Source organism: Streptomyces vastus, from assembly GCF_039532825.1.
Taxonomy (GTDB): Bacteria; Actinomycetota; Actinomycetes; order Streptomycetales; family Streptomycetaceae; genus Streptomyces; species Streptomyces vastus.
Window position 1 is genome coordinate 238,988 of record NZ_BAAASJ010000076.1, and the last position, 25,750, is coordinate 264,737.

The 25,750-nt window shown below is 69.9% G+C and carries 22 protein-coding genes and 6 pseudogenes; 15 read left to right on the top strand and 13 right to left on the bottom strand.

The annotated features are described in order from the left end of the window. Window positions 1-70: 70 nt before the first annotated feature. The 3 genes from ABD357_RS28445 (at window position 71) to ABD357_RS28455 (ending at window position 3,627) form a co-directional block, all read left to right on the top strand. Window positions 71-730, top strand: coding sequence for a hypothetical protein (locus tag ABD357_RS28445; protein WP_344393862.1), 660 nt, complete (start codon window positions 71-73; stop codon window positions 728-730). A gap of 97 nt (window positions 731-827) precedes the next feature. Next, complete coding sequence (locus tag ABD357_RS28450) at window positions 828-1,226, top strand: acyl-CoA thioesterase (RefSeq protein WP_344393863.1); 399 nt, start codon at window positions 828-830, stop codon at window positions 1,224-1,226. A 184-nt stretch (window positions 1,227-1,410) separates the two neighbouring features. Further along, window positions 1,411-3,627, top strand: a complete 2,217-nt coding sequence (locus tag ABD357_RS28455) for an alpha-N-acetylglucosaminidase (RefSeq protein ID WP_344393864.1) — start codon at window positions 1,411-1,413, stop codon at window positions 3,625-3,627. A gap of 64 nt (window positions 3,628-3,691) precedes the next feature. Here ABD357_RS28455 and ABD357_RS28460 read toward each other — a convergent pair whose 3' ends face one another. Continuing rightward, on the bottom strand, window positions 3,692-4,900 hold the full coding sequence (locus ABD357_RS28460; RefSeq protein WP_344393865.1) for a pyridoxal phosphate-dependent aminotransferase: 1,209 nt from the start codon (window positions 4,898-4,900) through the stop codon (window positions 3,692-3,694). Between the two features lie 86 nt (window positions 4,901-4,986). On the opposite strand from ABD357_RS28460, the gene ABD357_RS28465 reads away from it, so the two are divergent. Then, entirely contained in the window at window positions 4,987-5,622 is a 636-nt protein-coding gene (locus tag ABD357_RS28465; RefSeq protein WP_344393866.1) for a winged helix-turn-helix transcriptional regulator, read from the top strand. A 33-nt stretch (window positions 5,623-5,655) separates the two neighbouring features. On the opposite strand, the gene ABD357_RS28470 is transcribed toward ABD357_RS28465, so the two are convergent. Then, on the bottom strand, window positions 5,656-7,167 hold the full coding sequence (locus tag ABD357_RS28470; RefSeq protein WP_344393867.1) for an IucA/IucC family protein: 1,512 nt from the start codon (window positions 7,165-7,167) through the stop codon (window positions 5,656-5,658). Between the two features lie 81 nt (window positions 7,168-7,248). Between ABD357_RS28470 and ABD357_RS28475 the strand changes: the two genes are divergently transcribed. From ABD357_RS28475 to ABD357_RS28480, 3 genes and pseudogenes are all read left to right on the top strand, one after another. After that, entirely contained in the window at window positions 7,249-8,757 is a 1,509-nt protein-coding gene (locus tag ABD357_RS28475; protein WP_344393898.1) for an IucA/IucC family protein, read from the top strand. A gap of 101 nt (window positions 8,758-8,858) precedes the next feature. Then, a pseudogene (locus ABD357_RS44850) lies at window positions 8,859-8,939 on the top strand (HipA family kinase); the annotation flags it as partial. A 113-nt stretch (window positions 8,940-9,052) separates the two neighbouring features. Continuing rightward, entirely contained in the window at window positions 9,053-9,469 is a 417-nt protein-coding gene (locus ABD357_RS28480) for a hypothetical protein (protein WP_344393868.1), read from the top strand. Window positions 9,470-9,487: 18 nt separating this feature from the next. On the opposite strand, the pseudogene ABD357_RS44855 reads toward ABD357_RS28480, so the two are convergent. The 3 genes and pseudogenes from ABD357_RS44855 to ABD357_RS28500 form a co-directional block, all read right to left on the bottom strand. Next, window positions 9,488-9,982, bottom strand: a pseudogene (locus ABD357_RS44855) (IS5 family transposase); the annotation flags it as partial. A 93-nt stretch (window positions 9,983-10,075) separates the two neighbouring features. Beyond that, window positions 10,076-10,864 (bottom strand): BBE domain-containing protein, encoded by a 789-nt coding sequence (locus ABD357_RS28495; RefSeq protein ID WP_344393869.1) that lies wholly within the window; start codon window positions 10,862-10,864, stop codon window positions 10,076-10,078. A gap of 54 nt (window positions 10,865-10,918) precedes the next feature. Next, window positions 10,919-11,290, bottom strand: a complete 372-nt coding sequence (locus tag ABD357_RS28500; RefSeq protein WP_344393870.1) for an FAD-binding oxidoreductase — start codon at window positions 11,288-11,290, stop codon at window positions 10,919-10,921. A gap of 8 nt (window positions 11,291-11,298) precedes the next feature. Here ABD357_RS28500 and ABD357_RS28505 point away from each other — a divergent pair. The 3 genes and pseudogenes from ABD357_RS28505 to ABD357_RS28515 form a co-directional block, all read left to right on the top strand. Next, window positions 11,299-11,493 (top strand): annotated as a pseudogene (locus ABD357_RS28505) (site-specific integrase); the annotation flags it as partial. A 78-nt stretch (window positions 11,494-11,571) separates the two neighbouring features. Further along, window positions 11,572-12,486, top strand: a complete 915-nt coding sequence (locus ABD357_RS28510) for a HipA family kinase (RefSeq protein ID WP_344393871.1) — start codon at window positions 11,572-11,574, stop codon at window positions 12,484-12,486. Further along, window positions 12,483-12,761 (top strand): Rdx family protein, encoded by a 279-nt coding sequence (locus ABD357_RS28515; RefSeq protein WP_344393872.1) that lies wholly within the window; start codon window positions 12,483-12,485, stop codon window positions 12,759-12,761. Before ABD357_RS28510 ends, ABD357_RS28515 begins: the two co-directional genes overlap by 4 nt. An 18-nt stretch (window positions 12,762-12,779) precedes the next feature. Here the strand turns inward: ABD357_RS28515 and aceB are convergent, their stop codons facing one another. Next, the gene (gene aceB, locus ABD357_RS28520) at window positions 12,780-14,402 is read right to left on the bottom strand and encodes a malate synthase A (RefSeq protein ID WP_344393873.1); all 1,623 of its coding nucleotides are present in this window, start codon (window positions 14,400-14,402) and stop codon (window positions 12,780-12,782) included. 116 nt (window positions 14,403-14,518) lie between these two features. Then, entirely contained in the window at window positions 14,519-15,118 is a 600-nt protein-coding gene (locus ABD357_RS28525; protein ID WP_344393874.1) for a nucleotidyltransferase family protein, read from the bottom strand. A gap of 214 nt (window positions 15,119-15,332) precedes the next feature. On the opposite strand from ABD357_RS28525, the gene ABD357_RS28530 reads away from it, so the two are divergent. Continuing rightward, the gene (locus tag ABD357_RS28530) at window positions 15,333-15,617 is read left to right on the top strand and encodes a DUF5955 family protein (RefSeq protein ID WP_344393875.1); all 285 of its coding nucleotides are present in this window, start codon (window positions 15,333-15,335) and stop codon (window positions 15,615-15,617) included. A 349-nt stretch (window positions 15,618-15,966) separates the two neighbouring features. Here ABD357_RS28530 and ABD357_RS28535 read toward each other — a convergent pair whose 3' ends face one another. Further along, complete coding sequence (locus ABD357_RS28535; RefSeq protein WP_344393876.1) at window positions 15,967-16,782, bottom strand: IclR family transcriptional regulator; 816 nt, start codon at window positions 16,780-16,782, stop codon at window positions 15,967-15,969. Between the two features lie 254 nt (window positions 16,783-17,036). Between ABD357_RS28535 and allB the strand changes: the two genes are divergently transcribed. The 4 genes and pseudogenes from allB to ABD357_RS28555 all read left to right on the top strand — a co-directional run. Further along, window positions 17,037-18,407 (top strand): allantoinase AllB, encoded by a 1,371-nt coding sequence (gene allB / locus ABD357_RS28540; protein WP_344393877.1) that lies wholly within the window; start codon window positions 17,037-17,039, stop codon window positions 18,405-18,407. A 5-nt stretch (window positions 18,408-18,412) separates the two neighbouring features. Next, entirely contained in the window at window positions 18,413-19,570 is a 1,158-nt protein-coding gene (gene alc, locus ABD357_RS28545; RefSeq protein ID WP_344393878.1) for an allantoicase, read from the top strand. 695 nt (window positions 19,571-20,265) lie between these two features. Continuing rightward, window positions 20,266-20,895, top strand: a complete 630-nt coding sequence (locus tag ABD357_RS28550) for a dihydrofolate reductase family protein (protein ID WP_344393879.1) — start codon at window positions 20,266-20,268, stop codon at window positions 20,893-20,895. A 117-nt stretch (window positions 20,896-21,012) separates the two neighbouring features. Further along, window positions 21,013-21,279: pseudogene (locus ABD357_RS28555) on the top strand (ribonuclease domain-containing protein); the annotation flags it as partial. A gap of 1,291 nt (window positions 21,280-22,570) precedes the next feature. On the opposite strand, the gene ABD357_RS28560 reads toward ABD357_RS28555, so the two are convergent. The 5 genes and pseudogenes from ABD357_RS28560 to ABD357_RS28575 form a co-directional block, all read right to left on the bottom strand. Then, on the bottom strand, window positions 22,571-23,587 hold the full coding sequence (locus tag ABD357_RS28560) for a DNA-directed RNA polymerase subunit alpha (protein WP_344393880.1): 1,017 nt from the start codon (window positions 23,585-23,587) through the stop codon (window positions 22,571-22,573). Window positions 23,588-23,928: 341 nt separating this feature from the next. After that, window positions 23,929-24,366, bottom strand: a complete 438-nt coding sequence (locus ABD357_RS28565; protein WP_425585044.1) for an arsenate reductase ArsC — start codon at window positions 24,364-24,366, stop codon at window positions 23,929-23,931. A 6-nt stretch (window positions 24,367-24,372) separates the two neighbouring features. After that, window positions 24,373-24,591: pseudogene (locus ABD357_RS44860) on the bottom strand (three-helix bundle dimerization domain-containing protein); the annotation flags it as partial. Beyond that, a complete protein-coding gene (locus ABD357_RS28570) occupies window positions 24,584-25,279 on the bottom strand; it encodes an arsenate reductase/protein-tyrosine-phosphatase family protein (RefSeq protein ID WP_344393882.1) in 696 nt (231 codons plus the stop codon). The pseudogene ABD357_RS44860 and the gene ABD357_RS28570, both read right to left, overlap by 8 nt. A gap of 78 nt (window positions 25,280-25,357) precedes the next feature. Beyond that, window positions 25,358-25,750: pseudogene (locus ABD357_RS28575) on the bottom strand (hypothetical protein); the annotation flags it as partial.

Below are 25,750 nucleotides of genomic sequence, written 5' to 3' on the forward strand. Positions count from 1 at the left end.
TCGTAGTCTTCGGATGGGCTCAGTGATCGCTTGCCGATCAGGCCGAGCCGGATTCGGGGAGGAGCACGCCGTGACACGACCGCCGACCGCCGCGCAGCGGCGTGTCATCGAGGCCGCCGACCCCGTGACGGGACGGGTCAGGGGTACGGAGAGCCAGCTCGCGGCGCTGGTGAAGCGCGGGCTCGCCTTTCGTCATCCCAGGCCGCCGCACGATCACTTCCTGACACCGGCCGGGCATCGGATACGCGAGGAGGCGGCGGCGGAGGCCTCCAGTGGTCCGGACGGAAGGGAGGCCGCGGAAGCAGGCAGCGCCCGTGCGTCCGCCGGCACCGGGGTGTTCGCCGCCCGGGTCGGCGGTGAGGAGGGCGTCGACTCGGGCCCGGGGCGCATACGCGAGGTGCACAGCGCCTGGCAGGGGCTTCTGGAGTTGCGGCGGATGACCAATCCGGACGGTGCCGTGGACCGGCCGTGCGGATGGGAGCGTACGCATCTGGTGCAGGCCGCCGCGCTCGCGCTGGAGGCTGCGGGGCACCGGCCCGCGGGGGCGGAAGCCGACGGCTACCGGGTGCGGGCGACACCGCAGCCCGAGGCGGTCGCGGTGCATGTGCCGGACGCCGAGTCGCGGCAGGGCTGTGCGGGCACTCTGGAGAAGGCGAGCTGGCAGGTCGGGGAGTACACGGAGCCTCGTACGCGAGCGCGCTATCTGCTGGCTTCCCCGCGACGAGTGTGAGACGAGCATGCCAAGCTGAGTGATCACCACCGTCGAGAAAGATGAAGGGGAAGCCGTGTTAGAAGCGTCAGGAGCGTCCGGGCCGTTTTCCGTCCGGGTGACCGTCCGTGGGTACGAGACCGATGTCCAGGGCCATCTCAACCAGAGCGTCTATCTGAACTACGCGGAGCACGCCCGCTGGTCGTTACTGCAGGCCGCCGGGATCAGCCAGTCCCGCCTGATAGCCAAGGGGGTGGGGCCGGTGGCGCTGGAGACGACCATCCGTTTCAAGCGGGAGCTGCGGGCCGGCGAAGAGGTCGAGGTGACGTGCGACTTCCTCATGGACAAGAGCAAGATCTTCCGCGTCGAGCAGGAGATACGCAAGACCGACGGCACGGTCGCCGCCGAAATCACGGCCACCGGCGGCTTGATGGACCTCAAGGAGCGAAAGCTGGTCGCGGAGCCACGCGAGTACTTCCGCGCCCTGGCGAATGATCCGCGGCTCTTCGGGCTCTGATCCGGCACGTCGGATCGGGCTCTGATCCGGCACTTCGCCGGCCACGTGACGGGCAGTCGGTGGCGAAACCGACTGCCCATTCATGACGCGTTCTCCGCCATGTGGCCGTATTTCCAAGCTGAAGTCCTCATTCAGAGGGTATTCCTCTCCACGGCATCCCTCAGCTGTCGAACCGGAGACCCAAATGCCGCTTGCTCGTCGTGCGTTTCTGATTGCGGTTGCCGGATCGGCCGGTGTCGTAGCCTGCTCGAACACACCCGCGAAAAGTTCCTCCGCCACGGACGCCAAGGGGGCTTCAGTGAGTCAGGCCGACGCAGCGAGCAGGGCGGCGCGGCGGCTACTGCCGCGGCACTCGCAGCAGTTGAGATTCGAGACGACGAGCCTCGCCGGCAGTGCTGACGCCTTCCGGGTCTCGGGCAGTACGGGACGGATCACCATCGTCGGCACCACACCCGGCACACAACTCGCCGGACTCCGCTGGTACTTGAAGCACATCGCGCACGCCAACATCAGCTGGGCCGGTGAGCAGCTCAACCTCCCCGAGCAGTTGCCCGGATTCGAAGGCACTGTCACCCGGCAGGCCAATGTCCCGCACCGCTTCGTCCTGAACGACACGAACGACGGCTACACGGGCGCGTACAACGACTGGTCGTACTGGGAGCGCGAGCTCGACGTACTGGCCTTCCACGGTTACAACGAGGTGTTGGTGTACATCGGCGCGGACGCGCTCTACCACCGGGTGTTCCAGGAGTTCGGGCACACGGACGAGGAGCTGCGGGCGTGGATCGCGGGCCCGGCCCATCTGCCGTGGTTCCTGATGCAGAACATGGGCGCGTTTCCGTATCCCCTCTCGCGGCAGTTGCTCGCCGCGCGGGCCGCGCTGGGGCGGCGTATCGTCGACCGGGTACGGGAATTGGGCATGACGCCGGTGTTCCCGGGCTACTTCGGTACGGTCCCGCCGGGCTTCGCCGAGCGGAATCCGGGCGCGCGGCCCATACCGCAGGGTGAGTGGATGGGCCTCGCGCGACCCGACTGGCTGGACCCGCGTACCGACCATTTCGCGCGGGTGGCGGCCACCTTCTACCGCGTCCAGGACGAGATGTTCGGCCCCTCGACGCTCTACAAGATGGACCTGCTCCACGAGGGCGGCGACCCCGGAGACGTACCGGTCGCCGATGCGGCGAAGGGCGTCGAGAAAGCACTGCTGACCGCGCATCCGGAGGCGATCTGGGTGATCCTCGGCTGGCAGCGCAACCCGCCGAGGGCGATCGTCGACGCCGTCGACAAGCGGCACATGCTTGTCGTCGACGGACTGTCCGACCGCTTCCCGACCGTCGTCGACCGCGAGGCCGACTGGGGTGACACCCCGTACGCCTTCGGCTCCATCTGGAACTTCGGCGGCCACACGACGATGGGCGCCAACACCCCGGACTGGGCTGGGCTCTACAACAAGTGGCGCACCAAGGAGGGCAGCACCCTGCGCGGTGTCGCCCTCATGCCGGAGGCGGCCGACAACAACCCCGCGGCCTTCGACCTCTTCTCCGAACTCGCCTGGGAAGACGCCGACTTGGACCTCGAGGCGTGGTTCAGGGACTGGGCGCACGCACGTTACGGAGCGCGTGATCCGCACGCCGAGGCCGCCTGGGACATCCTGCGCCGCACCGCGTACGGCACGACCCGCGCCGACTCGTGGAGCGAGGGCGCCGACGGGTTCTTCGGGGCCCGCCCCTCGCTCACGGCCAAGTCGGCCGCCAAGTGGTCGCCCAAGCAACTCCGTTACAACGCAGAGGAGTTCGAGCCCGCGCTCGACGAACTGCTGAAGGTCCCCACGAGCCTTCGCAACTCCTCCGCCTACCGCTACGACCTCCTCGACGTGGCCCGCCAGGCCGCCTCCAACCGCAGCCGCGTCCTCCTGCCCCGCATCAAGAAGGCGTACGACGCCGGGGACGCCACCGAACTGGACCGGCTGGCCGGAGACTGGCTGGCCCTGATGGACGTACTGGAAACCCTGATGGCCACCGACTCCCGTCATCTGGTGGGGCGTTGGGTGGCCGACGCGCGGGCCTGGGGTGCCGACGAAGTGGAGCGGGCCCAGTTGGCGTACGACAATCTGTCGCTGCTGACCGTGTGGGGTACCCGGGAGGGCGTGGACGCGGGGCTGCGCGACTATGCGAACCGGGAGTGGGCGGGGCTGCTCGGCGGGCTGTACCGGCTGCGGTGGTCGACGTACTTCGACGAGCTGCGGGCCGCGCTGGAGGAAGGGCGGGGGCCGAGTGCCGTCGACTGGTTCGCGCTCGAGGAGCGCTGGACGCGGGAGCCCGGGCGGCTGGCGACGCGGCCGCTCGGGGACACGTACGAGGCCGCCGTCCGGGTGCGCGACCAGCTCACCGCGACGTCCTGAGTGGGCACGGGCGGCCTCGAGCCCATGGGGTTCGCCCCGCCGCCCTGCCCTCCCCTGCTGCCGACTACTGCCGATACCCGCTGAGGAACCGTCCGATCCGTCCGATCGCCGCGTCCAGGTCGTCGACGTACGGGAGGGTGAGGATGCGGAAGTGGTCGGGGCGCGGCCAGTTGAAGCCGGTGCCCTGGACCACCTGGATCTTTTCGCGCAGGAGCAGGTCGAGGACGAACTTCTCGTCGTCGTGGATCTTGTGCACCTGGGGGTCGATGCGCGGGAACGCGTACAGCGCGCCCTTCGGTTTCACGCAGGAGACGCCTGGGATCTCGTTGAGCTTCTCCCAGGCGCGGTCGCGCTGCTCGCGTAGCCTGCCCCCGGGCGCGGTGAGTTCGCGGATGGACTGGCGGCCGCCGAGCGCGGCCTGGATGGCGTACTGGGCGGGCGCGTTGGCGCACAGCCGCATGGAGGCCAGCATCGTCATGCCCTCGAGGTAGTCGCGGGCATGCTGGCGCGGGCCCGTGACGACCATCCAGCCGGAGCGGAAACCCGCCACGCGGTACGTCTTGGACAGTCCGCAGAAGGTGAGGACCACCAGGTCGGGGGCGAGGGAGGCGACCGAGTGGTGCACGGCGTCGTCGTACAGGATCTGGTCGTAGATCTCGTCGGCGAAGACCATCAGGCCGTGGCGGCGCGCGAGGTCGAGAATGCCCTCGATGATCTCCTTCGGATAGACCGCGCCCGTCGGGTTGTTGGGGTTGATGATGACGACGGCCTTGGTGCGGTCCGTGATCTTCGCCGCCATGTCGTCCAGGTCCGGGTACCAGTCCGCCTGTTCGTCGCAGAGGTAGTGCACCGCCTTGCCGCCCGCGAGCGTCGTCACGGCCGTCCAGAGCGGGAAGTCCGGGGCGGGGATGAGGATTTCGTCGCCGTCCTCGACCAGCGCCTGGACCGCCATCGAGACGAGCTCCGAGACGCCGTTGCCGAGGAAGACGTCGTCCACGCCGACCTCCAGGCCCAGGTCCTGGTAGCGCTGGGCGACGGCACGGCGGGCCGAGAGGATGCCCCGGGAGTCGGTGTAGCCGTGTGCCTGGGGCAGCATGCGGATCATGTCCTGGAGGATCTCCTCCGGCGCCTCGAAGCCGAAGAGCGCCGGGTTGCCGGTGTTCAGCCGGAGCACGCTGTGGCCCGCCTCCTCCAGGGCGTTCGCGTGCTCTATGACCGGACCCCGGATCTCGTAACAGACCTCGCTGAGCTTGCTCGACTGCCGGAACTCCATGCGGTGCGCACCTCCAGGTTGGTGTGTTGCTTGGTTTTACCAAGTAGCGGCTTGGAAAGTCCAACAACATGTCTAGACTGCGTCGCATGTCACCTCGCCGAAGCTACGACCAGTACTGTTCCGCAGCCCGGGCCCTCGACGCCGTCGGTGACCGCTGGACCCTCCTGATCGTCCGCGAGCTCCTCGCCGGTCCGCGCCGCTACACCGACCTGCACGCGGATCTGCCCGGCGTGAGCACGGACGTCCTCGCCTCCCGGCTCAGGGACATGGAGCGGGACGGGCTGTCGAGCCGGCGCCGGCTGCCCCCGCCGGGCGCGGCCTTCGTGTACGAACTCACCGACCGCGGACGCCAGTTGCTCCCCGTCCTGCAGGCGCTGGGCGAGTGGGGTGCGCCCCTGCTGGAGGAGCGGCGGCCCACCGACGCGGTGCGCGCGCACTGGTTCGCACTGCCGTTGCTGCGCTGCCTGGCGGGACTTGGCGACGGGGTCGTACAAATACGGTTGGAGGAAGGGGAGTTCTACGTTCGTATCGGTGCCGAGGGCGGCGGGCCGGTGTACGCGGAGGGGCCGGCGCCCGAGGACCCCGATGCCCGGCTCGCCCTCGACTCGGCGACGTGCACGGCACTCGCCGGTGGCGGTCTGACGCTGCAGGAGGCGATACGGGCCGGGCGTGTCGAAGTGATGGGCGACGGGCCGCTGGCCAAGGAGCTGCGGGACATCTGACGACAGACACCGCCCCTTCCAGCCCACGGCGGTTCACGCTGCCTTCAACGGATTGGGCACCCCCGCCCAGATGTCCCCCGGCCGCTCCGGAGACAGCCGCATCAGCGTCAGCGCCTTCGTGGGCAGCGGTCCGTCCAGAGCGGCCGCCAGGTCAGGCGTGCGCGGCAGGTCTCGTACGGCCGTGGAGAGGGCCTCGCCGAGCGCCGCGCTCGAACCCGCCGTCGCTCCCAGCGTGCCCGTGACGAGCGAGCCGAACAGCTTGCGGCGCAGCGTCGTCTCGTCGTCCGTGATCAGCCGGCCGGACAGGTCCGGGGCCGGGATGCCGTGGCGGGCGAGGCGGGCCGGGCTGATGCGGATGTCGGCGAGGTCGCGGTAGATCAGGCGGGTCGGGGCGCCCGAGGGGGAGAGCACCACGAGGAGGTTCTGGCCGTGGGCCTCCAGCGCCACGCCCAGCTCCAGCAGTCGCAGACACACCGTCAGCGCCAGCCGCGTGAACTGGGCCATCCAGGAGGGGGATCGGGGCAGACCGGTCATGGTGAGGGCGGCGACCGGTACCACCCGCTCGCCCTCCGCCGCGTACATCTCAGGTGCCTCGCGCACCGCGGCCGCGAGGTCAGGTGTGCGGGCGGTGACCGCCCCCAGGGTGCGCGTGATGTGAAGGAGGCCGCCCAGGCGGGCGGCGACGGAGTCCAGGAATGCCGACACCGTCGCGGCCGTGGCGATCGAGTACACCGAGATGTCCCGCACGGCCGATGTCAGCCGGGCGCTCAGCGCGGTCTTGATGTGCGGCCCGCCGGGCTCGGCGTCGGCAAGGGTGCGCAGCGACATGAGGGGGTGCGCGGTGACACCCGCGCCGCCCACCAGCGTCTCGTCCTTCAGCACATGCCGGGCCTGCCACGGATGCACCGGGATCAGTACCCGCCCGGCCTCCCGGTACGGCCACTCGCCCGCCACCAGACAGGCCTCCTCCGGCACGGCGACCAGGCCCAGCTCGACCACCGGACGGTGCTCGGGCGCGTACGCCAACTGCTCGGCCACCGAAAAGCCCGGCCGGGAACGGCAGTTGGGGTGGAAGGGATGCCCGTCGACGATCCGCTGCTCCCACTCCCAGGTCGCGGCTGGGGCGTCGAGGGGCGGCTGGTCGGCGCGGGACAGGGCCAACGAGGCGACGCCGTGGTCGAGTTCGGCGGCGAAGGCGTCACCGTGCGGGAAGGAGAGCGCGGTCATGAGCGCGGCCGGATGGTCGTATGCGGCACCGTCCAGCTCGACCTCCGTAACGCGGGCGGCAGTTCCGTACGCATCCGAGTGCGGTCCGTGCAGCCGGCGGCCGTCGGCCAGATGGAGCGTCAGGCCCTCGCGCTCCTGCTCCCGGCGTGTGATCCACGGCAGCGGCTCATGGGCGAGACCACGCCACAGCCGGGTCAGCACGGCGGCCCGGGCGCCCGGGAGCTCGGCGGCGTACCCCGGCAGCAGGTCGGGGCCCTCGGTACGCAGCTCGGCGGCGAGGGCGGACTCGGCCTCGGCCGGGGTGGGGGGATGGTGCACGGGTGGCTCCTCGGTGATGGGAGGGCGTCGGCGCCGGGTACTACGGCAGACATACTGATCGTCACTACCCGTATGGAACGAATGGATCGCGTGGAGCCCATGCCCCCCAGGGACGACGTCGCAGAGGCCGCCGACGCGTACGCGGCGGCGCCGCTGCTCAATTGTCTGCTGCGGGAGGTGGCCGAGCCCGCACCGGGGTCCGGTGAGCGGCCCGTGTACCGGCTGCCGGGCGGGGGACGGCTGCTGCGGGTACGCGGCGGACGTCGGCCCACCGATCCCGAGGTGTACGCCGCCGGGGCCTGGCACCGCCTCACCCACACCGAGCTGGTCAAACTCACCGCCGACGAGCTGCGCCGGCACACCGGCCTGGCCAACTCCGAGCTGCCCACCGAGATGATCGACAGCCGGGACGCGGTGGCGGCGCTCCTCGTCGCACGCGAGGGGACCACCCCGCCCGAGGACCCGTACCAGCGCTCCGAGCAGTCCCTGATCACCGGGCACCCCTACCATCCCGCGCCCAAGGCCCGCGGCGGCGGCCCGGTCGCCGGCTGGCTCCCTTACGCCCCCGAGGCGTACGCCCGTTTCCCGCTCGTCCTGCTCGGGGTGCGCGAGGACGTGGTCGTCGAGGAGGGCGACCTGCGGGCGATCGACGCGCTGGGCCAGGCCCCTCCCGGCTACCGGCTCCTGCCCGCCCACCCCTGGCAGCTCGACCTCGTCGGCACGCGGCCGGAGATCCACGACGCCTTCGCCGACGGCCGCCTCGTACGACTCGGCCGCGCCTCGTCCCCGGTCTGGCCCACGGCGGCCATTCGGACGGTGTACGACCCTGCCGCCGACCTCTTCCTGAAATTCAGCCTCGACGTCCGCATCACCAATGACATCCGCCGTCTCTGGCGCCACGACCTCCTCAAGCTCCACCGCACGGACGCGGCGGTCACCTCGGCGTTCGCGGGCCTGGACGGCCCCGCGGCCTGGCTGAGCGACCGCGGCTACCGCACCGCGAACTTCGCCTTCGAGGAACTCGCCGTCCTCGTACGCGACGGCCTGCGGGACCACGTCCTCCCCGGCGCGACGCCCTTGCTGGCGGCGGCCCTCACCGAAGGCTCCGACGGCAGCCCGCTGGACCGCCTCTCCGATCCGGCCGCCTGGTGGACGGCCTATGTGCGTCAAGTCATCGCACCCGCACTGGAGTTGTTCGCCCGCCACGGAGTCGTACTCGAAGCGCATCTGCAGAACACGGTGGTGGCCGTGGACGACGACGGTCTGCCCGTGCAGGCGCTCTTCCGGGACGCCGAGGGCGTGAAGCTGCTGCCCGACGTCACGCGAGCCGCCGGGTGGGAGCGGCTGGTGTACTGCCTCGTCGTCAACAACCTCCTTGAGATCGCGGGGGCGTTGGAGGAGCGGTATCCGGGGGTGGAGCTCTGGCCTGCCGTACGGCGGGAGTTGAGGCGTTACGAGGCGGGGGTGCCGGAGGTGGGGGAGCTGCTCAGGTCTCCCACGCTGCCCGGCAAGACGAACCTGTTGTTGCGGTGGACGGGGGCGGACGGGGCGGATGCCCGGTATCTGCCGCTGGCCAACCCCCTGCTGTAGGTCGCATTCCGGGCGGGACCGGGCAGAGAATACCGATCAGGCGGGCGAGCGGCCGTTTTACCGTGGTCCATGTGCTGCGCGAAGTGACTGCCGACTGATACGTGACCCCGCTGAGGTCCGGCGCCTCCGTGCCCGGAGTCGTCGAGGCCGACGACCTGGGGACGTACGTCGTGAAGTTGTCCACCTGGGCCGTTTCGTTCGGATCACCAAACCCTTGGCATGTGAGGGCGCTCGTCGAGGGCGCCTCCGGCGGCCTCTGTAGCCTGGCGGCGCTGTACGTCGGGGGGAGCTGACCGTGGAGAACATCCTGTCCGTGGCCATCGGGGCCGCTATCGGCCTCGTAGGGGCGGTGTTCGGTTCGTGGTTCACCGCGCGCCGACAGGACCGCATGTGGCTCCGCGAACAGAAGCTCAAAGCCGGGATCGGCTTCAACACGGCCGTAGTTCAGCTACTGGACTACCTGAAGGAAACACAGCTGAGTGACGACGGTCCCGGAGCCAACGAGTTGGCGAACCAGATGCAGGAAGCACGCTCAGCCCTCTACCTGCTCTGTGCCAGCGACACCGTCGATCTCGCCGATGCTCTCGCGCGTCGGGTCTGGAGCACCCGGCCCATCGACGGCAGGGACGACCGCCGGGCCGAGTTCCAAGAGACGTTGGACCTCCTGCGTCGCTTCACCCACCGGCTCCGGCAAGAAATCGCCAGATCGTAGTCCCCATTGGATCAGTGGGCCGCCTCGGCTGCCGCGACGGAGTCGGTGACCTTGCTGGTCGGCCGGGACGGGGATCACCGCTCGGATGCCGCGCTTGCGCAGGTGCTCGCGGATCGCGCGGGAGGAGTATGCCTTGTCGGCCAGGACCGCGTCCGGCCTGGTCCGGGGGCGTCCTCGGCCCCGGGGAACGCGCAAGCGGGCCATGACGTCGATGAAGGCGGGTGCGTCGCCGGCCTGTCCGGCAGTGAGGACGAAGGCCAGGGGGGCGGCAGCGGGTGTCGGCGGCGAGGTGGATCTTCGTGGTCAGCCCGCCGCGGGACCGTCCGATGGCGTGGTCGTCGGGCTCGCCGGCTGGGGCCCTTTTTTGCGGGCCCCAGCGGCGCGCTGGTGGGCCCGCACGATGGTGGAGTCCACCGAGACGGCCCAGTTCAGATCGTCTTCGGCGTCGGCCTGGGCCATCAGCGTCGTGAACACCCGCTCCCAGGTACCGTCGACGGCCCACATCCGCAGCCTGGCCACGGAGGAGGGCAAAAGACCGGGGCGACCCCGGGTATGTCCATATCTCAGGCATCCCTCGGAGCCGCCCCGGCCGGGGGTTCCACCACGTCAGACCGTGGGCTCGATGTTCTGGTTACGGCGGAAGACATTGGCCGGGTCGTAGACCGCCTTGAGCGAGGACAGCCTGTCCAGGACGGCCTTCTCGTACAGCTCGGACCGGAAGTCGTCGGCGTCCCGCCTGCCGTAGACGAAGTTCGGCGCCCGGCCCAGAGTCCAGTCCGCCACGGCCTCGTCGATCCGCTCGTGCGTCGCGCGTACGTCGGACAGCTCGATGCCCTCGGGCGACGACAGCACCCGCAGGATGTACTGCGCGTCACGGAAGGACACCGCGTTCGCCACCTTGGGGCTGCGCGAGAGAGCACCGCCGAGATGGCGCAGGTCGACGATGCACGACACCGGGGCGTCCGCGCCCGCGAGTTCGCGAACAGCGGTCAGCACCTGCGGGTTGAGCTCGCTCAGCAGCACACTGTTGCCGTCGTAGTAGTGGGCGAAGTTGGGCTCTCGGTAGATCGAGCCGGCTTCGCTGTAGGGGAGTTCGCCGACGTGCTCCAGAAGCGTCGGTGCGACGTCCCGCCAGGGCCGTACGAGTTCCGGGCCGTCAGCGAGGTCGGTGGTGGCGAAACGGACGTGGACGACGTGCCTGCCGCGCAGCGGCTCGGGGAAGACCGGGATGGGCGGGTAGCCGATCATGCCCACGGACGAGGTCATCGTCTCGGGGACCCGGGAGGTCCACTCGTGGAAGAAGGCGAAGACCGCATCGGCGTGCTCGAAGCCGAAGAACATGCCGCCGCCGTAGATGCGCTCGACCGGCTGGAGCTCGATCTCCAGACTGGTCACCACACCGAAGTTGTCTCGCCCGCCGCGCAGCGCCCAGAAGAGGTCGGGATCGCTCTAGGCCGTCACATGCCGCAGTTCGCCGTCAGCGGTGACGACGTCGAGGGCGCGCACATGATCGGCGGCGTAGCCGAACTCGCGGGCGAGCAGGCCCATTCCGCCGGCCAGCGTGTAGCCGGCCACACCCACATGTCCGGCGGAGCCGCTGGGCGGTACCAGTCCGTGCGGCTCGGCGCATGCCACCACCTGTTCCCAGCGCGCGCCTGCCTCGATCCTCGCGTACCGGCCCTGCGGGTCCACGGTGACGTCGGCCATCCGCTTGGTGGAGATCAACACGCCACCCTCGTCGAGCACAGTCACACCGTGGCCGGTGGACTGGACCGCGACCGCCAGATCGCGGGAGACGGCGAACTGCACCGCCGCGCGCACGTCCTCGCATGCTGGAAGCGGGGGAGCCGGCCGTGACGTTGGCGCGATGGCTCGGGCACTCCTCGCCGGCTGTCACGCTCGGTTACTATGCTCACTTCATGCCGGAGGCCGGGAGTGAGGGACGCACCGCCATTGACGGCCTGCTCGGGAGGCGGGGAGAGGGGCATGCCAGTCGAAACTCCCCGGATTCTCCCCGGGGCTGATCGCGAGCGGTTCCCCGGGTTGCAGCCGATTGGGTTCGCCGTGCAATGTGGGGCAAATGATCCATGGAGCCTTGGAAAATGCTGAGAGAGGTCGCTGCAGTTCGCTATATCGCGCCCCTGCGCTCTGGCGGCTCCGTCCCCGGAGTCGTCGAGGCCGACGACCTGGGGACGTACGTCGTGAAGTTCACCGGCTCCGCGCAGGGCAGGAAGGCGCTGGTCGCCGAGGTGATCGTGGGTGAGCTGGCCCGCGCGCTGGGGCTCAGGTTCCCCGAGCTGGTCCTGGTGCACTTCGACCCGGAGATCGCCGACGGGGAGCCGCATCAGGAGGTGCGGGACCTGCACAGCGCCAGTGCCGGCATCAACCTCGGCATGGACTTCCTGCCGGGCGCGAAGGACTTCACGCCCGAGGTCGCCGAGACGTTCCGCGTGGACCCGCTGGAGGCGGGCCGGATCGTCTGGCTCGACGCGCTGACCGTCAACGTCGACCGTACGGTCCACAGCTCCAACCTGATGGTCTGGCCCACGTTCGGCACCGCACCCCCGCACCTGTGGCTGATCGACCACGGCGCCGCCCTCGTCTTCCACCACCGCTGGGACGCGACGGAACCGGAGAAGGCGTACGACTTCCGGCACCACGCGCTCGGCCACTACGCCCCGGACGTACGGGCCGCCGACGCCGAGCTGGCGCCCCGCGTGACCGAACGGCTGCTCCGCGAGATCACCGCCGAAGTGCCGGACGCCTGGCTCGCGGACGAGCCGGGCTTCGCCACGCCCGACGAGCTGCGCGATGCCTACGCCGGCTACCTCCACGCGCGCGTGCGCGCATCGGCGGCGTGGCTGCCCACGGATTTCCCCACCCGGGAGGAACTCGCCGCCGAGGAGGCCCTCCGCGCGGCGAAGAGTCAGCGAGGCCGTCCGAAGTGGCTCCAGCAGGTCCCCGACCTGCACGGCAAACCGGCGGCGGAACAGGATTGGTCGGTACACCTCGGATGACCCACCGCGTTCAGATCGAGTACTGCACCCAGTGCCGCTGGCTGCCCCGCGCCGCATGGCTGGCACAGGAGCTGCTGACCACGTTCGAGACCGAGCTGACGGAGCTGTCCCTGAAGCCGGGCACGGGCGGGGTGTTCGTCGTACGCGTCGACGACGAGGTGGTCTGGGACCGGCGCGAGCAGGGCTTCCCGGAGCCGACGGCCGTCAAGCGCCTCGTACGCGACCGAGTGGCCCCGGGCAGGACCCTGGGCCACTCGGAGAAACCGGCGGACTGACTCGGCCCGCCGGTCGACTCAGCCGGTGAGCTGCTCGTACGCGGGCAGCGTCAGGAAGTCCACGTACTCCTCGTCCAGCGACACCTTCAAGAGCAGGTCGTGGGCCTGCTGCCAGTTGCCGGCCTCGAAGGCCTCGTCGCCCAACTCGGCGCGGATAGCGGCCAGTTCCTCGGCGGCGACCTTGCGGGCCAGCTCCGGGGTGGCCTTTTCACCGTTCTCGAACTCGACGCCCGCGTTGATCCACTGCCAGATCTGGGAGCGGGAGATCTCGGCGGTGGCCGCGTCCTCCATGAGGTTGAAGATGGCGACGGCGCCGAGGCCGCGCAGCCAGGCCTCGATGTAGCGGATGCCGACCTGGACGGCGTTGACCAGGCCCGCGTACGTCGGCTTGGCGTCGAGGGAGTCGATGGCGATCAGGTCGGCGGCCTTGACGTCGACGTCCTCGCGCAGCCGGTCCTTCTGGTTGGGCCTCTCGCCGAGCACCGCGTCGAAGGACGCCATCGCGATCGGCACGAGGTCCGGGTGCGCCACCCAGGAGCCGTCGAAGCCGTCCCTCGCCTCGCGGTCCTTGTCGGCCTTGACCTTCTCGAAGGCGACCTTGTTGACCTCCTCGTCGCGCCGCGAGGGGATGAACGCCGCCATGCCGCCGATCGCGTGCGCCCCGCGCTTGTGGCAGGTGCGCACGAGGAGTTCGGTGTACGCGCGCATGAACGGGGCGGTCATCGTCACCGCATTGCGGTCCGGCAGCACGAACTTCGGCCCGCCGTCACGGAAGTTCTTGACGATGGAGAAGAGGTAGTCCCAGCGGCCCGCGTTCAACCCCGAGGCGTGATCGCGGAGTTCGTACAGGATCTCCTCCATCTCGTACGCCGCCGTGATCGTCTCGATCAGGACGGTCGCCCGGACGGTGCCCTGCGGGATGCCGACGTAGTCCTGCGCGAAGACGAAGACGTCGTTCCAGAGGCGGGCCTCCAGATACGACTCCGTCTTGGGGAGGTAGAAGTACGGGCCCTTGCCGAGGTCGAGCAGGCGCTGCGCGTTGTGGAAGAAGTACAGGCCGAAGTCGACGAGCGCGCCGGGGACGGGGGTCCCCGAATCGTCCACCAGATGGCGCTCGTTCAGGTGCCAGCCGCGCGGGCGCATCACGACCGTCGCCAGCTCCTCGGCTGGCTTCAGGGCGTACGACTTGCCCTCGGGGGACGTGAAGTCGATACGGCGCTCGTACGCGTCGGTCAGGTTGAGCTGGCCGAGGATCACGTTCTCCCAGGTGGGCGCAGAGGCGTCCTCGAAGTCCGCGAGCCAGACCTTGGCGCCCGAGTTGAGGGCGTTGATGGTCATCTTGCGGTCGGTGGGTCCTGTGATCTCGACGCGGCGGTCGTTCAGGGCCTCCGGTGCCGGGCCCACCCTCCAGGAGTCGTCGGCCCGGATGGCGGCGGTCTCGGGGAGGAAGTCGAGGGTGGAGGTACGGGCGATCCCGGCCCGGCGCTCGGCGCGACGGGCGAGGAGCTCGTCACGCCGGGGCGTGAACCGCCGGTGCAGCTCGGCCAAGAAGGCGAGCGCCGCGTCCGTGAGGACCTCACCCTGCCGGGGCAGGGGCTCGGCGGCGACGATGGCCAGCGGGGACGGCGCTGGTGCGGACATGAGCTGTCACTTCCTTCAGCGAGCTGACTTCAGTACACGGCGGCACTGGGTGCCAATGGATACTAATTTCCTCATGGTGGAAGTTCAATGTTTTGTTGATGTCAAGATTCTCTGAGTCACTCGAGGTGGATCAGATCGCTTTCCGTGTCGATGTCGTACGCCTGCGCTACGTCACCGCACTCGACAAGCGTGATCGCGTCGTCGTGCGCCTTCAGGTAGGCGCGTGCCCCGCGATCCCCGACCGCAGTCGCGCTGATGCGGGGCCAGTGGTCGGCGCCGAACAGCACGGGATGGCCGCGTACACCGTCGTACGAGGCTGCCGCGAGCGACGTCTCGGAGGCGTACGCGGCGAGCACGCGGGCCACCGCCTCCGGCCCGATTCCGGGCTGGTCGACCAGCGACACCAGGGCTGCCCGCGCCCCCGTGCCGGCCAACGAGTCGAGCCCGGCCCGCAGGGAAGAGCCCATGCCCTCCTCCCACTGGGCGTTGTCGACGAGGACGCAGCCGGGCAGTACGGCTCTGGCGCGGACCAGGTCCGCCCGCGCCCCCAGGACCACATGCACCTGGGCGCAGCCGCCCGCCCGCAGCACCCCCGCCGCGTACTCGACGAGGGGGCGCCCCCGGTGTTCGAGCAGCGCCTTGGGTCGCCTGCCGAGCCGCCGGCCTCCGCCCGCCGCGAGCAGGAGGCCCGCCACCTGGTCCCGTTTCGCTGTCATGCCTCTTGCATACCTGACACCACGGCGAGTTCATGGTGTCCAAGGACTGAATTTCGGCCCTTGGAGTGGCGCCCACCGCTGCGGGTGGCGTTTACTGGCCCGCGGTCCCCGGTGTCCGACCAACGCCACGGGGTGTTCGACGGAAGCAATACGTCCGGCGCACAAAGGAGTGCGAGGGGGGAGAGCTGTGTTGCGGAGCTTGGGGCAGAGGCCAGTGACCGGCAGTGATGAGGATCCGAGGGTGGCGGAGCTCAGGACCGCGGTGTCCAGGCTGCGCCGCGAACTCGCCGCGCATCCTGCCGAGTTCCCGGACCGCGGGATCGCGGAGGACGAGCTTGCCGCGCTCGCCGCGATGACGGTCAGCGGCATCCCGGAGGTACCGCGGCTGCGCCGCTCGCTGCTGCTGATCGCCGGCTCCATCGGGTCGGTGAGCGCGCTGGCGCCCGGCTTGCGGGAGGTGCGCAGCGCGGTGGAGATGTTCGGAGAGCCGGGTCGCTGAGCGCTGGGCTGGAACGGTTCGAAACTGCGGGTTCGTCGTGGCTCGTCGCGCCACGCGGGGAGCCGCAAATTGATACAGCCCCGCCCCTGAGGGGGCTGGGGTGCGGTTTGGAAGCCGCGGGTTCGTCGTGGCTTGTCGCGCCCACGCGGCGGAGCCGCAAATTGATACAACCCCGCGCCCCTAAAGGGGCGCCACCCGCCGCGGTCGAAGCTGCGGGTTCGTCGTGGCTGGTCGCTCCTCCACTCTCGGCTTCGCTCGAGCGGGGGACCCCCATCGCGGCGGAGCCGCAAATGTCACAGCCCCGCGCCCCTACGGGGCGCGGCCCTGGCGGGGCCCGGTCCCGGCCGGATCAGGCCCCCGGCCCCGAACTCGCCAGTGCCTCCGACAGTTCCACCGCGATCTGTTGCAGCACGGGCACCGTCTTCTCCGTCATCTCCTCTGTGACGCGGCCGGCCGGGCCGGAGATCGAGATTGCCGCCGCGGTGGGGGAGTCGGGCACGGAGACCGCTAGGCAGCGGACGCCGATCTCCTGCTCGTTGTCGTCCACCGCGTACCCGGAGCGGCGTACTTCCTCCAGCGCGGTGAGGAATGCGTCGGGCGAGGTGATCGTCTTCTCGGTGGCGGCCGGCATGCCTGTGCGGGACAGCAGGGCGCGCACCTCGTTCGCCGGGAGGTGGGCGAGCAGGGCCTTGCCGACGCCGGTGGAGTGCGGCAGCACCCGGCGACCGACCTCGGTGAACATCCGCATCGAGTGCTTGGAAGGGACCTGCGCGACGTACACGATCTCGTCGCCGTCGAGCAGCGCCATGTTCGCCGTCTCGCCGGTCTCCTCGACCAGGCGCGCCAGGTAGGGCCGGGCCCAGGTGCCGAGCAGCCGGGACGCGGACTCCCCGAGGCGGATCAAGCGGGGGCCGAGCGCGTACCGGCGGTTGGCCTGCTGTCGTACGTAACCGCAGGCGACCAGCGTGCGCATCAGCCGGTGGATCGTCGGCAGCGGAAGCCCGCTGCTCACGGAGAGCTCGCTGAGGCCGACCTCGCCGCCCGCGTCCGCCATTCTCTCCAGCAGGTCGAAGGCGCGCTCGAGGGACTGGACGCCACCGCTGGGTGCGGAGTTCTTGGGTGCGGAGGCATCCGCGGGGGCGTCGCTGGCGCTGGACGTCGGCACGGGGCGTTCCTTTCAGGTCCGGCAGGAGAAGCAGCCTATCGGCCGGTCGGTTTGTTGACTGACCGGCTGGGGGTAACTACGTTCTGTTTTATGGAAGGCTAATTCCGCTTTACGGAAGGATCCAGGCGAAGGGGCGTGCTCTTGACGAGGTGGAGCCTGCGGTGAAGACTCCTTCAACATAACGTTGAATTTCGCACTGCGGAAGAGGCGGAAGAAAACGGCAGAGCGGAACAGAGCGGCAGAGAGGGGTCCGGGTGTCGGACGACGGATGGAGCGAGGGACAGGGCGAAGGGCGGGGCGAACTGATCCTGCGCTCGACACGCGTCATCACTCCCGAAGGGACGCGCGCCGCCTCGGTCGCGGTCGCCGCGGGCAAGATCACGGGCGTACTGCCGTATGACGTCGAAGTGCCCCCCGGAGCGCGGCTGGAGGACTTCGGCGACGATGTCCTGCTGCCCGGCCTCGTCGACACCCACGTGCACGTCAACGACCCGGGCCGCACGGAGTGGGAGGGCTTCTGGACCGCCACCCGCGCCGCGGCGGCCGGTGGCATCACGACGCTGATCGACATGCCCCTCAACTCCCTTCCGCCGACCACGACGGTCGACCACCTTCGTACCAAGCAGGACGTCGCCCGGTCCAAGGCGCACATCGACGTCGGCTTCTGGGGCGGTGCCCTGCCCGACAACGTCAAGGACCTGCGACCGCTGCACGACGCCGGAGTCTTCGGCTTCAAGGCGTTCCTGTCGCCCTCCGGAGTCGACGAGTTCCCCGAGCTGGACCAGGAGCAACTCGCCCGTTCGCTGGCCGAGATCGCCGGGTTCGACGGCCTGCTGATCGTGCACGCCGAGGACCCGCACCAGCTCGCCGCCGCCCCTCAGAGGAGCGGCGGCACCTACGCCGACTTCCTCGCCTCCAGGCCGCGCGACGCCGAGAACACCGCCATCGCCCAGCTCATCGCGCAGGCAGGGCGCCTCCACGCGCGCGTGCACGTGCTGCACCTCTCCTCCAGCGACGCGCTGCCGCTGATCGCCGCCGCCAAGCAGGAGGGCGTACGGCTGACTGTCGAGTCCTGTCCGCACTACCTCACGCTCACGGCCGAGGAAGTCCCGGACGGCGCGAGCGAGTTCAAGTGCTGCCCGCCGATCCGTGAGGCGGCCAACCAGGACGCGCTGTGGCAGGGCCTGATCGACGGCACGATCGACTGCATCGTGTCCGACCACTCGCCCTCCACCGCGGACCTCAAGACGGCCGACTTCGCCACCGCCTGGGGCGGCATCTCCTCGCTCCAGCTGGGCCTTTCGGCGATCTGGACGGAGGCACGCAGACGGGGCCGGTCCCTCGAGGACGTAGTCCGCTGGATGTCCGCGCGCCCCGCCGAGTTGGCCGGCCTCTCCCAGAAGGGCGCCATCGAGGCCGGCCGCGACGCCGACTTCGCGGTCCTCGCGCCCGACGAGACCTTCACCGTCGACCCCGCTGCGCTGCACCACCGCAACCGGGTCACGGCGTACGCGGGCCGGACCCTGCACGGCGTCGTCAAGTCCACCTGGCTGCGCGGCGAACGCATCGTGGCCGACGGCGAGTTCGGCGAACCCACCGGCCGACTTCTAGAGAGGAACAACTGATCACCGTGACGGCGCAGCATGAATCCCCTGTGGCTCGTTTCACCGGCGACGCGAGCCCGTACGGGGGCGGTGACCCGTACGCGGACTACCGCACCGCGGACTTCCTCTTCACGCGGTACGCCAACCTCGCCGACCGCCGACTCGGTGCCGGGGTCATCGCCGCCAACGACGAGTTCTTCGCCCAGCGCGAGAATCTGCTCGTGCCCGAGCGCGCCGAGTTCGACCCCGAGCGCTTCGGGCACAAGGGCAAGATCATGGACGGCTGGGAGACGCGGCGCCGCCGTGGCGCCTCCGCCGAGCATCCGTGGCCCACGGCCGAGGACCACGACTGGGCGCTGGTACGGCTCGGCGCCCCCGGTGTCGTACGCGGCATCGTCGTCGACACCGCGCACTTCCGCGGCAACTATCCGCAGGCGGTGTCGGTCGAGGGCGTGTCGGTGCCGGGGTCCCCGTCGCCGGAGGAATTGCTGTCGGACGACGTGAAGTGGACGACTCTCGTGCCCCGTACGGCCGTTGGCGGCCACGCGGCCAACGGCTTCGCCGTCTCCCTGGAGCAGCGCTTCACACATCTGCGCGTCAACCAGCATCCCGACGGCGGTATCGCCCGACTCCGCGTGTACGGCGAGGTCGTGCCGGACCCCGAGTGGCTGTCCGTGCTCGGCACCTTCGACGTCGTGGCCCTGGAGAACGGAGGCCAGGCCGAGGACGCCTCCAACCTCTTCTACTCGCCCGCCACCAACACCATCCAGCCGGGCCGTTCCCGGAAGATGGACGACGGCTGGGAGACGCGTCGGCGTCGTGACACCGGCCACGACTGGATTCGCTACCGGCTTGTCGCTCGGTCCGAGATCCGGGCGATCGAGATCGACACGGCGTATCTGAAGGGCAACTCGGCCGGGTGGGCTTCGGTGTCGGTGAGGGACGCCGAGAGCGGCGACAGCGGCGACAGCGGCGGCAGCGGCGACTGGGTCGAGGTCCTGCCCCGGACCCGCCTCCAGCCGGATACGAACCATCGCTTCGTCCTGTCCGCGCCGGTCGTGGGTACGCATGCGCGCGTGGACATCTTTCCGGATGGGGGGATTTCGCGGCTGCGGCTGTTCGGGGCGCTGACGGAGGAGGGGGTGGCGGGGTTGCGGGGGCGGCTTCGGGAGGTGGGGGGCTGAGGGGGGCTCTTCGCCCCCGCCGCCCTTACCCGTCCCATCCCGGGGCCAGGCCCCGGAGCCCCGCTGAGGGCTGCGCCCCCCCTTCGGGGCTGCGCCCTGGGGCCCACAGGGGCTGCGCTTCGGATCCCACCAGGGGCTGCGCCCTGGGACCCCACCAGGGGCTGCGCCCTCGGACCCGCTCGGGGCTGCGCCCTCGGACCCGCTCGGGGCTGCGCCCTGGGACCCGCTCGGGGCTGCGCCCTGGGACCCCACCAGGGGCTGCGCCCTCGGACCCGCTCGGGGCTGCGCCCCGGACCCCACCAGGGGCTGCGCCCCCGGACCCCGTTTCGAGGGCCGGCCCCCGAACCCCCGCTCCTCAAACGCCGGAGGGGCTAGATTGTGCGCGGACTGGGCTGAACTGTTGGGCTGAACTTTGCAGCCGAGGTCGGCATCAATCAGCCCGTCTGGGGGCACCTCCCAGCGGTAGCTGGGGGAGTTTGAGGACGAGGCCGTTCAGGCCGATGGGGTTTGGGGGCGCAGCCCCAGCGGGGTTCCGGGGCCGGCCCCGGGGATGGGACGGGTAGGGGCGGCGGGGGCGATGCCCCCCGTCAGCCCGACGCCGCGCACACGAGTCCACGGACCGATGAGTTGCGGGCGCAGGAGCGGTCTGAGCTGATGACAGAAACACCACCTCCCCTCCAAGGAAGGCAGTCATCATGGGCAAGCTCAGTCTCACCAGCTTCGTCACCCTCGACGGCGTCATGCAGGCGCCAGGCGGTCCGAACGAGGACACGCGCGACGGCTTCGAGCACGGCGGCTGGAGCGTTCCGTACGGCGACGAGGACTTCGGACGGTTCATCGACGAGGTCTTCGGCCGGGCGGGCGCGTTCCTGCTCGGGCGTCGTACGTACGAGATCTTCGCCGCGCACTGGCCCAGGGTCACCGACCCGGCCGACCCGGTCGCGGGCAAGCTCAACTCGCTGCCCAAGTACGTCGCCTCGTCGACCCTGACGCAGGCCGGCTGGGCCGGTACCACGGTCGTCCGAGGCGACCTCGCCAAGGAGGTCACCGCGATCAAGGAGAACACCGACGGGGAGCTCCAGGTCCACGGCAGCGGCGCCCTCGCCCAGTCCCTTCTCGCGCTCGACCTCGTCGACACCATGCATCTGCTGTCGTTCCCCGTCGTGCTCGGCACGGGCCGCCGCCTCTTCGCCGAAGGCGCCGTGCCGACCGCGTTCACTCACACCGAGGCTCGCATCACGAGCAAGGGTGTCGCCATCCACACGTACGAGCTGGCAGGACGCCCGGAGTACGGCTCGTATGAGCTGCCGACGGAGACCGCGTAGCGCCGATGTGCCGGCCGCTCGGCAGGTTAACCCCCGGGAAAATCATGCGACTTGCCGGGCGAAATTGTCGGCCTTGACATTGACATGCCAGTGTCTACGCGCGTCATGCTAGGAGCCATGAGATTCCCCCCACGCAGCACTCGCATCGGCGCTCTGGTCGCCCTCACATCCGCCCTTCTCATCGGCGGCGCCGCCACGGTCCCCGCAAACGCGGCGCCGGCCGCCGTCGGCAACGTCTGTTACAGCGCACTGCCGTCCCAGGCGCACGACACGCTCGACCTGATCGAGTCGGGCGGCCCCTTCCCCTTCCCCCAGGACGGCACCGTCTTCCAGAACTGCGAAGGCATCCTTCCTGACCAGGACACCGGCTACTACCACGAGTACGGCCTCTGAGTGCCTCGCGGCGCTATTTGTGCAGGTCAGGCGGCTGTATCAGGCGTGCATGAAGGTGTGGGGTCGAATCCGGGCCGAAGTGGCTGCGCGGTAAACGGCAATTCTCTGGAGGGCTGGGGAGTCTCATCCTGAGAGTCGGCGATTGTCGAAGTCGGATCGGCTCCGCCTCGAGCAGAACCCGGCGTAATTTCCGGATGCCTCAGGGCGGCGAAGGCCGGGGATGAAGCCAGCGACGTGCTGACAGCGATCACTCTGGCGATGTTCTGGGACGTGCCGGTCCGACCGAAGGGGAGGAGGTGTTGCCCCGTGCTCTGCGGCGCTGGGCTTTCGTGTGTACCGGGGCCGGAGGAGCGGGAGCTGCCGGTGGAAGACCGGCTGGTGCTGCTGGGGGTGCCCCCTCTGGGGGAGGGTGACGAAGGCGTCCCGGCCGCTGGTGGACCTGCATGATCCGATCCTGGCGCGTGATGTGCTGGAGACGCTGCGCCGCAAGCCGGACGGCGGCGAGGCGGCGGCGGAGACGATGCGCCGCAAGCGCCAGGTGTTGGTGCAAGCGCTCCACTACGCCGTGGAGCGGGGTGAGTTGGGCGGTCATCCGCTGGAGAAGATTCGCTGGCGGGTGCCCAAGCCGGCCGTCGCGGTGGATCCGAGGGTGGTGGCCAACCCCTACCAGGCGCGGGATCTGCTGGATGCCGTCTCCTACGTGGGCGGTCACCGGACGGCTCGCGGCCGTCGGCTGGTCGGGTTCTTCGCCGGCATGTACTGCGCGGGTCTGCGGCCGGAGGAGGCGGTCGCGGTGGCGCTGCCGGACTGCCGCCTGCCCAGCACCGGTTGGGGGCGGTTGATCCTGCACCGCACTCGGCCGCAGGCGGGCAAGCGGTGGACCGACACCGGCCAGTTCCATGACGAGCGCGGGCTGAAGAACCGCCCGCCGGGGGAGACACGGGTGGTGCCGCTGCCGCCGCATCTGGTGGCCTGTGGCGCGAGCACGTCGCCACGTTCGGCACGGCCGACGACGGGCGGCTGTTCTTCACCGAACAGGGCTGGATCATCAGTGGTACCACTTATCACCGGGTCTGGCACGAGACCCGTGACCTCGCCCCGCCTCCTGCCCTTACCAGCACCCCGCTCGCGAAGCGCCCGTACGGCCTGCGGTACTCGGCGTTGTCCACCTGGCTGTGCGCGGGCGCGGACCCGGCCGAGGTCGGCCAGCGGGCGGGCAACAGCGTCGAGGTTCTCCTGTCCTTATACGGAAAGTGTCTCTATGGCCGGCAGAGCGCAGCGTTCAGTATTGCTCGGTCTCCACGAAACCCGCGTCCGCGTCGTCGTCCGCACCGAGGGCGGCGGCGGTCGGGTCGAATCCGGGCGGGCTGTCCTTGAGGCCCAGGCCCATGTCGGCCAGCTTCGCCTTGACCTCGTCGATGGACTTCGCACCGAAGTTGCGGATGTCGAGGAGGTCGGCCTCGGAGCGGGCGACGAGTTCACCCACGGAGTGGACGCCCTCGCGCTTGAGGCAGTTGTATGACCGGACGGTGAGGTCGAGGTCCTCGATCGGCAGGACCAGGTCGGCGGCGAGGGCGGCGTCCGTGGGGGACGGGCCCATGTCGATGCCCTCGGCGTCGATGTTGAGCTCGCGGGCCAGACCGAACAGCTCGACCAGGGTCTTGCCGGCCGAGGCCATGGCGTCACGCGGACGCATCGCCTGCTTGGTCTCGACGTCGACGATCAGCTTGTCGAAGTCGGTGCGCTGCTCGACACGCGTGGCCTCGACCTTGTACGTGACCTTGAGCACCGGCGAGTAGATCGAGTCGACCGGGATGCGCCCGATCTTTTGACCGACCTGCTTGTTCTGCACGGCGGAGACGTAGCCGCGACCGCGCTCCACGGTCAGCTCCATCTCCAGCTTGCCCTTGCCGTTGAGCGTGGCAAGAACCAGATCCGGGTTGTGCACCTCGACACCGGCCGGCGGCGCGATGTCGGCGGCGGTCACCAGACCCGGCCCCTGCTTGCGCAGGTACATCACCACGGGCTCGTCGTGCTCGCTGCTCACGACCAGCTGCTTGATGTTGAGGATCAGGTCGGTGACGTCCTCCTTGACGCCCGGCACGGTGGTGAACTCGTGCAGGACACCGTCGATACGGATGGATGTGACCGCCGCACCCGGGATCGAGGAGAGGAGAGTCCGGCGCAGGGAGTTGCCGAGGGTGTAACCGAAGCCCGGCTCCAGCGGCTCGATCACGAACCGGGAGCGGAATTCGTCGACGACCTCTTCGGTCAGGGACGGACGCTGAGCAATCAGCACGAGGTGTTGCCTCCAGTGGTTTGGCGCCGGCTAGGTGACGCCGTAGACACCACGAAGGGTACGGACGAGACGGGCGATACGGTCTCCGCACAGGCCGAACCGCCCGTCTCTCCAATCCAGCGAGGAGGCTTCGGGTCTCCCTTTCGCCCGCCGTCTCCACGCGTTTCTGCTTTGCCGCATGTCGTGATCATGGCGTTGGCCGGGACAGTTGGCAGGGGTGATGTGCACCGCTCACGGCGCTGTGCTTAGCCGATGCGTCCCGGCACGGAACCCCCGTCGCCTCAGTCGCTGTGCACGTTGGCGAAGACGAGGCGTGGGCCGGCCGCCGCACCAATCCGCGGTCAGTGCTGTGCCGGGACGCCGAGTTCGTCGAGGAGTCCGCGGACGCGGCGCTCGATGTCGTCGCGGATGGGCCGTACGGCGTCGACGGCCTTGCCCGCGGGGTCGTCCAGGGTCCAGTCGAGGTATCGCTTGCCGGGGAAGACCGGGCAGGCGTCGCCGCAGCCCATGCTGACGACGACGTCGGCGGCGCGGACGATCTCGTCGGTCCAGGGCTTGGCGAACTCCCCGGAGATGTCGATACCGCGCTCGCTCATCGCGGCGATGGCTGACGGGTTGACCTCGAATCCGGGTTCGGAGCCGCCCGACCAGGCGACGGCGCCGTCGCCGGCCAGGTGCTGGAAGAAGCCCATGGCTATCTGGCTGCGTCCGGCGTTGTGGACACAGAGGAAGAGCACGACCGGCTTGCCGTCATTGTGGTGGCCTTCGACCTTGGCCAGGGCACGCAGCCGCTGGCGGGCGAACTTCTCGGCGATCAGCGGGAGGAAGTTGGGGATGGTGCTGCGGCCGGCGAACTGGTCGTAACTGGTGTGCAGGAACCGCTCGATGGTCTCCTGGCCGAAGGTGCCGTCGAACTCGCGGCTGAGGTGGGTGGCGGCGGTGCGCAGGGCGACTTGCTGGTCGATGCTCAGGTTGCGGTGCGGGAAGGACGCGGTCTCAGTCATCGATGCCTCCAGGAGGGCGGACGGCGGGAGCCAGCCGGTCGACCCGGTCGGCGAGATCACTCAGGGCGTCGGCGAAGGCGTCGTCGGTGCCGGTGCGGGTGGGGTCAGGGACCGACCAGTGCAGACGGTCGGGGATGCGAGGGCCGAGCTGTTCGTGAGCGTTGTCGCAGACGGCGACCACGAGGTCGTCCGGGCGCAGCGTCTCGTCGATGTGGGAGGTACGGGGGGGCGCCAGGGAGAGGCCGTGTTTGCGTGCGGTCGCGAGGGCACGGGGGTGGACGCGTCGCGCGGGCTGGGTTCCGGCCGAGGCGGTCGGCACGGTGCTGTGGCGTTTCCAGAGGGCGGCGGCGAGGTGGGAGCGGGCGGAGTTGTGGGTGCAGACGAACACCACGCGCGGCGCTGTCCGCTGGGGTGTCGGCATCGTGTCGGCCAGGGTTTCCACACGTAGGCGCAGGTAGGAGCGCCGCCGGTCTCCTTCGGAGCGGGAGCGCTTGAGCAGGCCGACCTGTTCGAGCAGCTTGAGGTGGTGGGCCAGGAGGTTGCTGGGCAGGCCCAGCTCCTGGCCGAGTTCGCCCGGTGAAGCGTCGCCCAGCAGCAGCCGATCGATGATCGCCAAGCGCGCGGGTTCCCCCAGCGCCGCGTGCCGTTGTGCTCGCGCCACCACCGATGCAGACCACTCAGCGTTCATTGACTCAATTTTTACTGAGCTAATATCGCTTGTCAATGCATCCTGCGGAGGTCACGAGACCGGTGCACGAGAAAGCCGTCAGGAGGCGCCCAGCATCGGGCGCTGCACGTCGAGGTGGTGCTCGCTCATCCATGCCTGCGCCGCTACCTGGACCGCGTCCCACGGGGAGCCCAGGGGCGCCGCGACAGGGCGTACGTCGATGATCTGAGCGCCTTCGCCCAGCAGTTGGCGCGTCTGGGCCGTCGAGAGCGGGGCGAGCGTGGGGGTGGTGTCGAGGACCGCGGGGCCGCGCCGGTTGATCTCGCCCAGGCGGTCGAAGTAGGCGGGGTAGGAGCCGAGGCTGCCGAGCAGTTGCCGTACGAAGGTGTCTTCGTCCGGCGCGGCGAGCATTGCGTTGGCCTGCTTCTGGGCGCCGATGGTGGTGGTGCGGTCGGCGCCGGGCGGGGCGGAGCAGAAGGATCCGGCGCCGTG

Coding starts and splice junctions, on each gene's coding strand:
- ABD357_RS28515 (WP_344393872.1), top strand. CDS start 12,483: ATGACCCACCGCGTTCAGATCGAGTACTGCACCCAGTGCCGCTGGCTG.
- ABD357_RS28455 (WP_344393864.1), top strand. CDS start 1,411: ATGCCGCTTGCTCGTCGTGCGTTTCTGATTGCGGTTGCCGGATCGGCC.
- ABD357_RS28525 (WP_344393874.1), bottom strand. CDS start 15,118: ATGACAGCGAAACGGGACCAGGTGGCGGGCCTCCTGCTCGCGGCGGGC.
- ABD357_RS28475 (WP_344393898.1), top strand. CDS start 7,249: ATGGATCGCGTGGAGCCCATGCCCCCCAGGGACGACGTCGCAGAGGCC.
- ABD357_RS28550 (WP_344393879.1), top strand. CDS start 20,266: ATGGGCAAGCTCAGTCTCACCAGCTTCGTCACCCTCGACGGCGTCATG.
- ABD357_RS28510 (WP_344393871.1), top strand. CDS start 11,572: ATGCTGAGAGAGGTCGCTGCAGTTCGCTATATCGCGCCCCTGCGCTCT.
- ABD357_RS28460 (WP_344393865.1), bottom strand. CDS start 4,900: ATGGAGTTCCGGCAGTCGAGCAAGCTCAGCGAGGTCTGTTACGAGATC.
- aceB (WP_344393873.1), bottom strand. CDS start 14,402: ATGTCCGCACCAGCGCCGTCCCCGCTGGCCATCGTCGCCGCCGAGCCC.
- ABD357_RS28570 (WP_344393882.1), bottom strand. CDS start 25,279: ATGAACGCTGAGTGGTCTGCATCGGTGGTGGCGCGAGCACAACGGCAC.
- ABD357_RS28465 (WP_344393866.1), top strand. CDS start 4,987: ATGTCACCTCGCCGAAGCTACGACCAGTACTGTTCCGCAGCCCGGGCC.